The following is a 12,483-nucleotide window of genomic DNA, read 5'->3' as shown; positions in this document are numbered from 1 at the left end:
TGGTATCAGGCCAGCGTCACCGCAGGCGTTCCCGCCGCAACCTCCACCACCTGCACACTGGCTGTCGCCGGCATCGCCGGGGCCACGCCGTCCGCGATTGGCTTGAGCTTGTGAAAGCTGCAACTCAGCTTCGAAGCCGCCAGCGTCACCACCGCGTAACCCTGCGCGTCGGAGTTCACATACGTCAGCCACGGATTAAACGACGTCAGCGTCGTGTTGAACGTGTTCACCATCGCCCCGTTGCCATCGGTCGTGTAGACCAGCGGTTTTGCGTCCGCGAATGCTGCGTCGCTGTCTACCACGCTCTTGAAGTAGCTCTGGAACGAGTTGCTCGACAGACCCGCCGTGACCAGATCCACCATGACCGGGACTGGCGTCGCGGCGTCGTAGTCGTCCATGACCGGGCCCGCGAAGAACGCGTGGATGTCGCCGGTCAGCGCCACCACATTGCTGATGCGCTGCATCTTCAGGAAGGCCATCATGGCCTTGCGCTCGGCGTTGTAGCCATCCCACTGGTCGGCGTTGAGAATGAACTGGTCGATCAGCATCGCAGGCGGCAGACCACTGGTCAGCGCGGCCACGATGGCGTTGATCTGGAGCGCGGGCACGGTCAGTCCCGCCAGCAGGCCGCGCAACTGGGTAAAGGCCGGTGCCTGGTAGCTGTTGGCGGCCTTTGCGTCCTTCAGATCCTGCGCAATGGCGCCGGTCAGGGGCCGCTTCTGCGATCCCAGCGCGGGAATTTGCGCGATCACGGCGTCGGCCAGCAACGATCCGACCGCCAGCGCCCCGTCAATCTGCATGCGTAGCAACGAGACCTCGTTGCCCCACAGCTTCCACGTGGTCGTGGCATTGCCTATCTGCTGTTGCCACCAGCCGCGTTGGGTGTCGCCAAGTATCGACACCGGCGTCAGCGCGCCACCAGCGGCGGCCAGCTTGCTGCCCTCCAGCGCGGCCAGCGTGGTCTTCGGCACGAAGTAGCGGCTGCCGATTTCGCTGCCCGCCGCCTGTTCCGGAATCACATGATCGGCGCGATAGAGCCGCTCGTCCGTCATCACCAGCGTGGCCAGGTTGCCGAACGTGAACGAACGGTAGATCTGGATGTTGTGGAACGACGTATCCGCCTGGTCGAAGCTGACGTCGGCTGGCATGAACTCGAACCACGCCTGGTTCGCCGCGCGCCGGCGCGCGGTGCGCGGCGTGGCATCGTCAGCGGCGGTATAGGTCTGATGGTCCTGCCAACAGTCGTCGGAGAATTCGTGGTCGTCCCAGATTGCGATCACGGGAAAGCGCGCGTGCAGCGCCTGCAGACGCGGATCGCTGCGATATGACTTGTAGAGGTAGCGATAGTCGTCGATCGTGGTCGCGTAGTGGGCGCCATCGTCGCGCAGCGTGCCATTGGGCAGCGTCAATTGTGCGTGGCGCGTTTCCACCTTGCCGGTCTGGAACGCCGCGCCGACGGTCTCGTAGATGTAGTCGCCCATGTGGACCACGAAATCGAGGTCTTCGTTGACAAGCTCCTCCATGCCGGCCCAGTGATTCACGCTCCAGTCCTGGCAGGTGATGAAGGCGAACTTCAGTTGCGACAGTGGCGTGCCGGCGGCGGGCGCGGTCTTGGTGCGGCCCACGGGACTGGTCTGATTGCCAACCTGGAAACGGTAGTAGTACGTGGTGCCGGCGGACAGGCCCGTCACCTTGTTGCGCAGCGTGTAGTCCCAGTCAGGCGAGGCAGCCAGTGTGCTGTTGACGATCAGCGTGCTGAAGTCCGCCTGTGTCGACACCTGCAGTTGCACGTTGACGGGCTTGCTGCCGTTGTTGCCGTCCACGCGCGTCCAGAGCACGACGCTATCGGGTTTCGGGTCGCCGGATGCCACGCCTTGCTGGAACGTGAACGTGTTGCCCGGCTCGCTGGCGGGCGGCGTCGTGGGCGGATTGGTCGAGGGGGTGGCGGGCGAGGCGTTGTCGTCACCACCGCAGCCGGCCAGGCCGGTGGTGGCCACCGTCACGGTGACGAAACTTCCCCATTGCAGAAATTTGCGGCGATCCACTTTGCGTTCCCTTCCTTGTTATGTGATGCAGGAATCGCAAATTGTTCGGTGGTCCCGTGACCGCCATGTGTCTGGATGTCAGCTCGATTAGCGCTTTTCTACGAAGTCCGGGCCTCGGGCAGGCGGATATCGGCCAGATCCCACCGTGGCGTCACGCCATAGTCGTAGCCGTGCCGGGCAAGCTCTGGCGCGGCCTTCAGGCGCATCGCGCCGGCGAACGCGATCATCGCGCCATTGTCGGTGCAGAACGCCAGATCGGGGTAGAACACCTCGACCTTGCGGCGCTTGCCCATCTCATTGAGCCGTTCGCGCAGTTGCCGATTCGCGCCCACGCCGCCCGCAACCACGAGACGCTTGTCGCCGGTCTGCTTGAGCGCGGCGAACGACTTGGCGGCCAGTACGTCGACGATCGCATCGACGAACGCGCGCGCCAGATTGGCGCGGTCCTGCTCGCAGGCATTGCTGAGCTTGCGTGTCTGCGTCAGCACGGCGGTCTTGAGGCCAGCGAACGAGAAATCGAGATTGCCAGAATGCAGCATCGGCCGGGGCAGTTCGAAGGCGCCGGGGTTGCCGAATTCGGCCAGCCGCGACACTTCCGGGCCGCCCGGATACCCGAGGCCCAGCAGCTTGGCGGTCTTGTCGAATGCTTCGCCGGCGGCGTCGTCGAGCGTTTCGCCGAGTAGCTTGTAGTCGCCGATGCCCTTTACTTCCATGAGCTGGGTGTGCCCACCAGACACCAGCAGCGCCACGAACGGGAACGGCGGCGGGGCACTCGTCAGCAGTGGCGAGAGCAGATGGCCTTCCAGATGGTGCACGCCGATCATCGGCACACCGAGCGCGAAGCCCAGCGCATTGGCCACCGATGCGCCCACCAGCAGCGCGCCGGCAAGTCCGGGGCCCTGCGTGTAAGCGATGGCGTCGATGTCCGCGCGCGTGCGGCCTGCATCGTCCAGTACCTGCTGCAATAGCGGCAGCACGCGCCGGATATGGTCGCGTGATGCGAGTTCGGGCACCACGCCGCCGTATTCGCGATGCATGGCGATCTGCGAGTGCAGCGCGTGCGCGAGCAGGCCGGCCTCGGTGTCGTAGAGGGCCAGCCCGGTTTCGTCACAGGAGGATTCGATACCGAGGACAAGCATGGCGTTTCTGGTGCGGCTGGCAGCGCCCGTGCAGTCATCTGCAGCGATCGTGCCGGCAAAATCTGAAGGCCAGCAGGGTAGCACACCGGGGCCTGGCGCGCTCGCGGGCCCGCATTTCGATACAATCCGGGCTTCGTTGAAGGGGTGGCATGACTCAGGGCAGACAAGACCGGTTCGATGTGGCGGTGCTGGGCGCGGGAGCGGCCGGCATGATGTGTGCCGCCGTGGCCGGGCAGCGCGGCGCGCGCGTGGTGTTGATCGACCACGCCACGAAGCTGGCGGAGAAGATCCGTATTTCCGGCGGCGGGCGGTGCAATTTCACGAATCTCCAGGCCAGCCCGGCCAACTATTTGTCGTCCAACCCCCATTTCTGCCGCTCGGCGCTGGCGCGCTACACGCCGCAAGATTTCCTGGCGCTGATGCGCCGCTACGACATCGGTTGGCACGAGAAGCATCGCGGCCAACTGTTCTGCAATGACAGCGCCGAGGACGTGATCAACCTGCTGCGCGCCGAGTGCGAGGCTGGCGGCGTGCGCTGGCAGACCGGCTGCAGCATCCATGAGGTCCGCCGCGAGGGTGCCGACTATCTGTTGCTGACATCCCAGGGCACGGTGCGAGTCGGCGCGCTGGTGGTGGCTACCGGTGGGCTGTCGATCCCGAAGATCGGCGCAACGGACTTCGGCTATGCCATCGCCCGTCAGTTCGGCCTGAAAATCATCGACACGCGACCGGCCCTGGTACCGCTGACGTTCGATGGCCAGGCGTGGCAGCCGTTCGTGCCGTTGGCGGGGGTGTCGATGGAAGTCGATATATCCACCGGCAGCGGCAAGACCGCAGGCGCGTTCAAGGAAGACCTGCTGTGGACGCATCGGGGCTTGTCCGGACCGGCGGTCCTGCAGATCTCCAGCTACTGGCGCCCCGGCACGCCGATCGAGATTGACCTGTTCGATGGCGAGGACGCCGCCGCGTGGTTGATCGGGCACAAGAAGAGCAGCCGCAAGCATCTGAACAATCTCCTGGGCGAGCGTCTGCCGTCGCGGCTGGCAGACGCATGGTGCGCGGCGGTGGGGCTGCAAGGCACGCAATCCGTGGCCGATATGCCGGATAAGGCACTGCGCCAGCTCGGCGAATCGCTTAATCGCTGGCGGCTGGTGCCGTCCGGCACCGAGGGCTACAAGAAGGCCGAAGTGACACTGGGTGGTGTCGATACGCGCGGACTGTCGTCGACCACGATGATGGCGCGCGAAGTCGACGGACTTTATTTCATTGGCGAGGTCGTGGACGTGACCGGATGGCTCGGCGGCTACAACTTCCAGTGGGCCTGGGCATCGGCGGTGGCGGCCGGGGAGGCCGTGGCCGAGGCGGCTCGTGGCGCAGGCGCTGTTACGTAGGCGGCACGTGTCGGCCCTCGTGTCGGCCCTCGTGTTGGCCCGGGTGCCGGCCCTTACGTGCAGCTTGGCAGACCTTGCGCTAGAATCGTCGCTCTCGTAAAGCCGCCGGCGGGGTGCCGGCGCAATCCCACCCGGTTTTCTCATTGCATTTCGGCCGCCATATGACGACGATTCGCCTTAAGGAAAATGAACCGTTTGAAGTCGCGCTGCGTCGCTTCAAGCGCACCATCGAGAAGAATGGCCTGCTCCCCGAACTGCGGGCGCGGGAGTTTTACGAGAAGCCCACCGCCGAACGCAAACGCAAGCGCGACGCTGCCGTCAAGCGCAATTACAAGCGCCTGCGCAGCCAGATGCTGCCGAAGAAGCTATACTGACCGCGTCTTAGCGTCAGCACGAAACCCGCTGTGAGCATGGCTCCGGCGGGTTTTTGCGTTATGGTCGGGTTTGCCCCGCCCGCGTCCGTCGCTGGCGCGTAATCCAACTTTTCGGAAGATTGCCATGTCCCTCAAAGCCCGCATCAACGATGACATGAAGGCCGCCATGCGTGCCCGTGAAGCCGAGCGTCTCGGCACCGTCCGCCTGCTGCTGGCGGCCATCAAGCAGCGCGAGGTGGACGAACGCATCGAACTGGACGACGCTGGCATCACCGCCGTGATCGACAAGATGATCAAGCAGCGCAAGGACTCTATCTCCCAGTTCGAGCAGGCCGGTCGCGATGATCTGGTTGCGAAGGAGAAGGCCGAACTTGACGTGCTGGTAGCCTATATGCCGGCACAGCTCTCCGACGCGGAAGTGGCTGCCGAGGTTCAGAAGGCCGTGACCGAAAGCGGCGCAGCCGGTCCGCAGGATATGGGCAAGGTCATGGGCCTGGTGAAGGCCCGCCTGGCTGGCCGTGCCGACATGACCGCAGTTTCCGCGCTCGTGAAGGCCGCGCTTGCGCCGAAGTAAGCCTCTCATCGGTCAGAATCATTGCCATCAGCGGATGTAATGCGTGATGTTGTCTGCGCGTTGATGAAAATTGCGCGTAGATGTTAGCAATCCCAAGTGGCGCGTTGCATCTGCACTACAATGATTCGATAGCCGCCGGGCGACGCCCCGGTCACGTATTCCAGAAAACTTCGAAACGGCCGCCGGCGTTTTGCCCGGCAGTCCGTGCCATCAGGACGGTCAGTCGGGTGATTCCGCAATCCTTTATTCAGGACCTGCTCAACCGCGTCGACATTGTCGATGTGGTGGGCAAGTACGTGCAGTTGAAGAAGGGCGGCGCCAACTTCATGGGCCTGTGCCCGTTCCATAACGAGAAGTCCCCGTCCTTTACCGTATCGCCGACCAAGCAGTTCTATCACTGCTTCGGCTGCGGCGCACATGGATCCGCCATCGGGTTCCTGATGGAGTACTCGGGGCAGTCCTACCCCGACGCGGTGCGTGAGCTGGCCCAGTCGGTCGGCCTGTCCGTGCCGGAGGAGCGCAATAGTCTGCCACCCGCCCAGCGGGCAGAGCAGCAGGCCAGGTCGTTGGCGCTGACCGATGCCATGACGCGTGCCACCGACTTCTACAAGAAGCAGTTGCGCGGTGCCCCGCAGGCCATCCAGTACCTCAAGGGCCGTGGCCTGACCGGCGAGATTGCCGCTCACTTCGGTCTTGGCTACGCGCCGGACGACTGGCAAGGGCTGGAGACCGTGTTCGGAAGCTATCGCGATGACGCCATCGCCGGTCCGCTGGTGGAGGCCGGGCTGCTGATCGAGTCCCAGGAGAAGCGCGACGCCGATGGCAAGCCGCGTCGGTACGACCGCTTCCGCGATCGCATCATGTTCCCGATTCGCAATACGAAGGGCAATGTGATCGGGTTTGGCGGCCGCGTGATGGGGCAGGGCGAGCCAAAGTACCTGAATTCACCGGAAACGCCGCTCTTCAGCAAGGGAACGGAGCTCTACGGTCTGTTCGAGGCGCGTCACGCAATCCGCGAAAATGGCTACGTGCTGGTGGTAGAAGGCTACATGGATGTGGTCGCGCTGGCCCAGCTCGGGTTTGCCAATGCCGTCGCCACACTCGGCACGGCCTGCACGCCAGTTCATGTGCAGAAGCTGATGCGCCAGACCGACGCCGTGGTCTTCTCGTTCGACGGTGACGCCGCTGGCCGCCGTGCCGCGCGCCGCGCGTTGGAAGCCTGCCTGCCGCACGTGGCGGATAACAAGACGATCCGCTTCCTTTTTCTGCCGGCCGAACACGACCCGGATAGCTATGTCCGCGAGGAGGGAACTGACGCGTTCGCGCGCCAGGTTCAGAACGCGATGCCTTTGTCGCGCTTCTTGCTGCAAATCGTCACGGAAGATCAGGATCTGCGCCAGCCCGAGGGCCGTGCCCGCGCGCAGTACGAGGCCAAGCCGCTGCTTCAGGCGATGCCCGCCGGTGGCTTGCGACTGCAGATCGTGCGCGAACTTGCCGATACCACAAGCACCACGCCGGCCGAGATCGAGGCGATTTGCGGCCTGGGCAGCGATTCCTCGCGGGTTGGTCGTTTCGCCCAGCCGCGCCCGCGCGCGCGGCGTCAGGCGCCGACCGGGCTCGAGCAGCGCGTGATCCAGTTGCTGATGTGCTACCCGTCGCTGGCGGCCCGGCTCGACGGGGACGCGCGCGCATTGCTGCTGGACCCCCAGCACTCCGGATCCGAGGCGCTGGGCTACTTGGTGTCCGCTTGCGATGGCATTCAGGGTGAGGTGAACTTTGCGGCCTTCAGCGAGCAGTTGGCGCAGACGCCCTACGCCGATGTCTACGCGAGCGCACGCACGGCGGTACTGCGCGAGGAAATCGAAGAGGAGCCGGCGACGCATGAGTTCGACGGCGCCGTCCACAAGTTGCTGGCCGAGCCGCTGGAGCGCGAGCAGAAGGCGCTCGAGGCCATGGTGAGCGCGGGCACGGCTGACGAAGAGACCAAGGCGCGATATCTCTGGCTATCGCGCGAAGTGCAGCGGCGCAGGCAAATGGGCTGGCGGCCCGCCGCCATGGAGGATAGTTGAACCGATTTTCGGCGTGAGCAGTTGAGCACGTGGCCAGAACCGATGGAAAAATTGGCGGCCAAACTGCTTAAGCCTTGATTTTTCAGGTGAAAACACAACCTGACAGGAAGCCGGGGGTTGGTGACGTGCTACAATGCCCGGTTTGGATTGCGAAATCTTTCTTCCCATTACTGGCGAAAGTGAGCGTGCCAATGGCAAAGGCCAAAGCAACCGAAGGGGTAGCCGTGAAGGCGCCCTCCAAAGCTCCCCAATCAGGGAGCGGCAAGGCGTCCGTGAAAACAACGGCGGCGAAGACATCGACCGCGTCAGTCAGGACGACATCAGCCCGGTCTGCGCCAGCAAAATCCGCGCGGAGCGCAACTGCGCCCGCCGGATCCACTTCCGCCAGGAATCGCACATCCGAAAATACAAAGCCCTCGACTTCGGCACGCGAGAGCGGCAAGAGCGCCAATACAAGCGGCAAGAGCGCCGCTGCACCAGTGAAAGGCAAGAGTATCACCGTGGCGAAACAGCAGAATACCGAAGTCGAGAGCAAGCGTGCGGCAACGACGGCCGGCACACGGAGTGGAGGCGCCAAGGCAGGCACCACCGCTACCGCGACGCCCAAGGCCCGTGCCGCGACTCCCGCACCCGTTGCATCCGAGCGTCCCGCCGCTCCGGCCGTCAAGCCGGAGCCGAAGAAGCGTGGCCGCAAGCCCAAGGCCGAGATGCAGCAAGACGACAGCACCATCGAAGACGTGACTGAAGAGTTTTACGACAACGACGCGCCGGCTACCCCTGCCGCTGCGCCCAAGACCGAAAAGCAGAAAGCCAAGGACCGCAAGGCCAAGGAAAAGGCGCTGCTCAAGGAATTTGCCTCGTCGAATCAGGCTGGTAGCGAGGAAGAGCTCGAGATCCGTCGCCAGAAGCTCAAGGCGCTGATCAAGCTCGGCAAATCGCGTGGCTACCTGACTTATGCGGAAATCAACGATCACCTGCCGGACGACATGGTCGATTCGGAAACGATCGACACGCTGGTCGCCACGCTGAACGACATCGGTATCGCCGTCTACGAACAGGCGCCGGATGCCGAGACGCTGCTGCTCAACGACAACGCACCGTCCGCCACGAGCGAGGAAGAGGCCGAGGAAGAAGCCGAAGCCGCCCTGTCGACCGTGGACTCCGAATTCGGCCGCACCACCGACCCGGTCCGCATGTACATGCGTGAAATGGGTACCGTGGAACTGCTGACGCGCGAAGGCGAAATCGAAATCGCCAAGCGCATCGAAGCGGGCCTGAAGGACATGGTGATGGCGATCTCGGCCTGCCCGGTCACGATCTCCGAAATCCTGGCCAGCGCCGAGCGCGTGGCGAACGAAGAGATCAAGATCGACGAGTTCGTCGATGGCCTGATCGACCCGAACGCAGAGGAAGTCCAGGACAACTCCCCGGCCCAGGCGGTAGCCGCCGATGACGAGGACGAGGATTCGGACGAAGACGGCGACGACGGCGAAGAGGAAGACGACGAAAGCGGCGGTGGCGCCGGTGCGTCGGCTCGCCAGCTCGAGGAACTGAAGGTTGCCGCGCTGGAAAAATTCCGCGTGATCGCCGAGCAGTTCGACAAGATGCGCCGTGCCTTCGAAAAGGAAGGCTACAAGTCGAAGCCGTACGTGAAGGCCCAGGAAGCTATCCAGGCCGAACTGATGAGCATTCGCTTCACCGCGCGTAACGTCGAGCGTCTGTGCGACACGCTGCGTGGCCAGGTGGACGAAGTGCGCAAGCTGGAACGCGCCATCCTGAATATCGTCGTCGACAAGTGCGGCATGCCGCGCGCCGACTTCGTGGCCCGTTTCCCGGGCAACGAGACGAACCTGGACTGGATCCAGACCATCGTGGCCGACAACAAGTCGTACAGCACGATCGTCGAGCGTAACGTGCCGGCCGTGCACGAGCTGCAGCAGAAGCTGATCGACCTGCAGTCGCGCGTGGTGCTGCCGCTGAAGGAACTGAAGGACGTCAATCGCAAGATGTCCGAAGGCGAGAAGCGCGCCCGCGAAGCCAAGCGTGAAATGACCGAGGCCAACCTGCGTCTGGTGATCTCGATCGCGAAGAAGTACACGAACCGCGGCCTGCAGTTCCTGGATCTGATCCAGGAAGGCAACATCGGCCTGATGAAGGCGGTGGACAAGTTCGAATACCGTCGCGGCTACAAGTTCTCCACGTACGCCACGTGGTGGATTCGCCAGGCCATCACGCGCTCGATCGCCGACCAGGCTCGTACCATCCGTATTCCGGTTCACATGATCGAAACGATCAACAAGATGAACCGGATCTCGCGCCAGATCCTGCAGGAAACCGGCAACGAGCCGGATCCGGCAACGCTGGCTGAGAAGATGGAGATGCCCGAGGACAAGATCCGCAAGATCATGAAGATCGCCAAGGAACCGATCTCCATGGAAACGCCGATCGGTGACGACGACGATTCGCATCTGGGCGACTTCATCGAAGACACGAACACGCTGGCCCCGGCCGAGGCTGCGCTGGATGGCTCCATGCGCGACGTGGTCAAGGACGTGCTCGACAGCCTGACGCCGCGCGAAGCCAAGGTGCTGCGCATGCGTTTCGGCATCGAAATGAGCACCGACCACACGCTCGAGGAAGTCGGCAAGCAGTTCGACGTGACGCGCGAACGTATCCGCCAGATCGAGGCAAAGGCACTGCGCAAGCTGCGCCACCCGAGCCGCTCCGACAAGCTGAAGAGCTTCCTGGAAGGCAACTAACGCCTTTCAAGGGCCTCTAGCTCATGCCTGGTTAGAGCAGCGGACTCATAATCCGTTGGTGCCGTGTTCGACTCACGGGAGGCCCACCACTGATGTTGTAAATGCGAAGGGGTTACGGTTTCTGCCGTAACCCCTTTTCTGTTTCTGGCCTGTTTCTGGCGGTAGATCGACCAAAACTGTCGATCAAGGACTCAAGCCCACGCCCGTTCCACCCGCCCTGTCATCACCTCCCACGCCGCACACGCCCCTTCCACCAACCTCTCGACGATCTTTCCCGCCGATTCGATCGCGTCGGCGAACCCGCCGGCCGGGCCGAGCGAGACGATGCCGGCGTCGGTATCGCCGCCCAGGTACACGCGTTCCTGGGTGCGCGACGACAGGATGAGGTCGCCGAATGCCGCGTGCGAGCGGGCGCCTTCGGCTTCGAGGCGTTGCACCTCGCGCGCGGCAGCGTTGTCGAGCACGCGCCAGGTATCGTTCAGGCTGCGTAGGATCGCAATCGAACAGTGCTCGTCGGCGGCGACGATGCGTTCCTTTAGTGCGCGATGGGTGGCGATCTCCGCTGCCACCATGAAGCGGCTGCCCATCACCACGCCATCGGCGCCAAGCGCCAGCGCGGCCGCGATCTGACGGCCGCTGCCGATGCCGCCGCCGATCACGAGCGGGATCTCCACACGCTCCAGCGCAAACGCGCCATTGACGAAGGCCGACAACTGGTTGGCACCAGGGTGTCCCCCTTCCTCGAGTCCGACCAGCGCGACGGCGTCCACGCCAAGCCGCTGCGCTGTGACCGCGTGGCGCACGCTTGGGCACTTGTGGATCAGCAGGCCACCGCCAGCATGGATCGGCGCGACGAGTCGCTCGGGTGACATGCCCGCGCTCTCGAACACGCGCACGCCTTCGTCCAGCGCCACGTCGATCCATGCAGCGGCCAACTGGTTCCGATCCTCGCGAGCCGAGAGCGTGACGTTGACACCAAAGGGCCTGCCCCGGGTCAGCGTGCGGCAACGGCGCAGGTCGGCGCGAAAGGCCTCGAGGGTCGGGAAGGAGCGCGCGGTGATGAACCCCATCGCTCCCGCGTTGACCACCGCTGCCACCACATCGGACGTGCCGAGGAGTTGCATGCCGCCCAGCAGGATCGGATAACGGATATCCAGCAGCGCCGCCAGGCGCGTCTGGAAGATGCGTTCGGCCGCGTGGCCGGATGCTGCCGGACTCATGTGTTCTCCTCGGTCGGGCGTCAGGATGTGTGTGTGCCAAAGAGGTTGGCTTCAGAGCATCACGTAGCCGCCACTCACACCAAGGCTCTGGCCGGTGATGAAGGCCGCGCGATCCGATGCCAGGAAAGCCACCACGCCCGAGATGTCCTCGGGCCGTGACAGCCTGCCGAGCCCGCGTGCGATCGGGTAGGCGCCGAGCATTTTCTTGAGGCGATCGTCGGTCTCGGGGGTGGACGACGGATGCAGCGGGCCGTTGGCGATCCCCTCGTGCGACACCGCGCCCAGTGCGATGGTGTTCACGTTGATGCAGTCACGGCCGTGCTCCTGCGCGATCGCCTTCGCGAAGCCCAGCATGGCGGCCTTGGCGCCCGAGTAGACCGCCAGGCGTGCCTCGCCGACGCGTCCGGCTTCGGACATGATGTTGACAATCTTGCCGCCGCCCTTGCGTTGCATGCCGGGCAGGGCGCTGTGGCAGCAGTTCATCACGCCGTAGATGTTCAGGTCGACGACTTCCTTCCAGTCTTCCACCGGCATTTCCATGAACGTTGGGGGCATACCGCCCTTGGTGCGACGCGCCACGGTCACGCCGGCGTTGTTCACCAGGATATCGACGTCGCCGAAGCGTTCACGCGCCGCCGCGAACATGCGTTCCACCTGTTCCGAGTCGCCGATATCTGCCTGCACGGCCAATGCCTGGCCGCCCGCTGCTTCGATCTCCTTTTGCACCGCCTGCGCGCGCTCCAGGAAGTAGTCGTTGATCACCACCTTGACGCCTTCGCCGGCGAGTTCCAGGCAGATGCGTCGGCCTACGCCTTGTCCGCCTCCAGTTACCAATGCCACCTTGCCTTGCAGATGCAGTTCCATTCCGTACTCCTCCAGTTTTCGATGTTCCGTGTTTCGATGCCGTTCGCG

At 64.0% G+C, this 12,483-nt stretch carries 10 protein-coding genes and 1 tRNA gene; 6 read left to right on the top strand and 5 right to left on the bottom strand.

The genetic code is table 11. The features are described from left to right. Positions 1–5 precede the first annotated feature (5 nt). Together RMET_RS13135 and tsaD are read right to left on the bottom strand one after the other, a co-directional pair. A complete protein-coding gene (locus RMET_RS13135; protein ID WP_011517193.1) occupies positions 6–2,045 on the bottom strand; it encodes an alkaline phosphatase D family protein in 2,040 nt (679 codons plus the stop codon). Between the two features lie 98 nt (positions 2,046–2,143). Beyond that, the gene (gene tsaD, locus RMET_RS13130) at positions 2,144–3,184 is read right to left on the bottom strand and encodes a tRNA (adenosine(37)-N6)-threonylcarbamoyltransferase complex transferase subunit TsaD (protein WP_008649849.1); all 1,041 of its coding nucleotides are present in this window, start codon (positions 3,182–3,184) and stop codon (positions 2,144–2,146) included. A 149-nt stretch (positions 3,185–3,333) separates the two neighbouring features. Here tsaD and RMET_RS13125 point away from each other — a divergent pair, with 149 nt between their 5' ends. The 4 genes from RMET_RS13125 to dnaG all read left to right on the top strand — a co-directional run bounded on the left by RMET_RS13125 (position 3,334) and on the right by dnaG (position 7,592). Further along, positions 3,334–4,575, top strand: a complete 1,242-nt coding sequence (locus RMET_RS13125; protein ID WP_029309728.1) for a BaiN/RdsA family NAD(P)/FAD-dependent oxidoreductase — start codon at positions 3,334–3,336, stop codon at positions 4,573–4,575. Positions 4,576–4,736: 161 nt separating this feature from the next. After that, positions 4,737–4,949: a 30S ribosomal protein S21 gene (gene rpsU / locus RMET_RS13120; protein WP_008649856.1), complete on the top strand. Its 213-nt coding sequence runs from the start codon at positions 4,737–4,739 to the stop codon at positions 4,947–4,949. 124 nt (positions 4,950–5,073) lie between these two features. Beyond that, the gene (locus RMET_RS13115; RefSeq protein WP_011517189.1) at positions 5,074–5,523 is read left to right on the top strand and encodes a GatB/YqeY domain-containing protein; all 450 of its coding nucleotides are present in this window, start codon (positions 5,074–5,076) and stop codon (positions 5,521–5,523) included. 227 nt (positions 5,524–5,750) lie between these two features. Beyond that, the gene (gene dnaG / locus RMET_RS13110) at positions 5,751–7,592 is read left to right on the top strand and encodes a DNA primase (RefSeq protein ID WP_011517187.1); all 1,842 of its coding nucleotides are present in this window, start codon (positions 5,751–5,753) and stop codon (positions 7,590–7,592) included. 82 nt (positions 7,593–7,674) lie between these two features. On the opposite strand, the gene RMET_RS33430 is transcribed toward dnaG, so the two are convergent. Beyond that, positions 7,675–8,082, bottom strand: a complete 408-nt coding sequence (locus tag RMET_RS33430; protein WP_224445210.1) for a hypothetical protein — start codon at positions 8,080–8,082, stop codon at positions 7,675–7,677. Between RMET_RS33430 and rpoD the strand changes: the two genes are divergently transcribed. Together rpoD and RMET_RS13095 are read left to right on the top strand one after the other, a co-directional pair. Beyond that, positions 8,072–10,351, top strand: coding sequence for an RNA polymerase sigma factor RpoD (gene rpoD / locus RMET_RS13100; protein ID WP_029309727.1), 2,280 nt, complete (start codon positions 8,072–8,074; stop codon positions 10,349–10,351). The two genes, RMET_RS33430 and rpoD, sit on opposite strands and share 11 nt — an antisense overlap. Positions 10,352–10,361: 10 nt before the next feature. Further along, positions 10,362–10,440, top strand: a tRNA-Ile gene (locus tag RMET_RS13095). Between the two features lie 102 nt (positions 10,441–10,542). Here the strand turns inward: RMET_RS13095 and RMET_RS13090 are convergent. Both RMET_RS13090 and RMET_RS13085 read right to left on the bottom strand, forming a co-directional pair. Continuing rightward, positions 10,543–11,571: an NAD(P)H-dependent flavin oxidoreductase gene (locus tag RMET_RS13090; RefSeq protein ID WP_011517185.1), complete on the bottom strand. Its 1,029-nt coding sequence runs from the start codon at positions 11,569–11,571 to the stop codon at positions 10,543–10,545. A gap of 51 nt (positions 11,572–11,622) precedes the next feature. After that, positions 11,623–12,435 (bottom strand): SDR family NAD(P)-dependent oxidoreductase, encoded by an 813-nt coding sequence (locus tag RMET_RS13085; protein WP_011517184.1) that lies wholly within the window; start codon positions 12,433–12,435, stop codon positions 11,623–11,625. Positions 12,436–12,483 lie beyond the last annotated feature (48 nt).

Origin of the sequence: Cupriavidus metallidurans CH34, from assembly GCF_000196015.1 — a bacterium.
Lineage (GTDB): Bacteria > Pseudomonadota > Gammaproteobacteria > Burkholderiales > Burkholderiaceae > Cupriavidus > Cupriavidus metallidurans.
Note: the sequence above shows the minus strand (reverse complement) of the source record. Positions and strands in the feature narration are given on the sequence as shown.

What these genes read in the sequence shown, in the direction of transcription:
- tsaD (WP_008649849.1), bottom strand. Translation starts at nt 3,184, where the DNA reads ATGCTTGTCCTCGGTATCGAATCCTCCTGTGACGAAACCGGGCTGGCC.
- RMET_RS13125 (WP_029309728.1), top strand. Translation starts at nt 3,334, where the DNA reads ATGACTCAGGGCAGACAAGACCGGTTCGATGTGGCGGTGCTGGGCGCG.
- rpsU (WP_008649856.1), top strand. Translation starts at nt 4,737, where the DNA reads ATGACGACGATTCGCCTTAAGGAAAATGAACCGTTTGAAGTCGCGCTG.
- RMET_RS13115 (WP_011517189.1), top strand. Translation starts at nt 5,074, where the DNA reads ATGTCCCTCAAAGCCCGCATCAACGATGACATGAAGGCCGCCATGCGT.
- RMET_RS13090 (WP_011517185.1), bottom strand. Translation starts at nt 11,571, where the DNA reads ATGAGTCCGGCAGCATCCGGCCACGCGGCCGAACGCATCTTCCAGACG.
- RMET_RS13085 (WP_011517184.1), bottom strand. Translation starts at nt 12,435, where the DNA reads ATGGAACTGCATCTGCAAGGCAAGGTGGCATTGGTAACTGGAGGCGGA.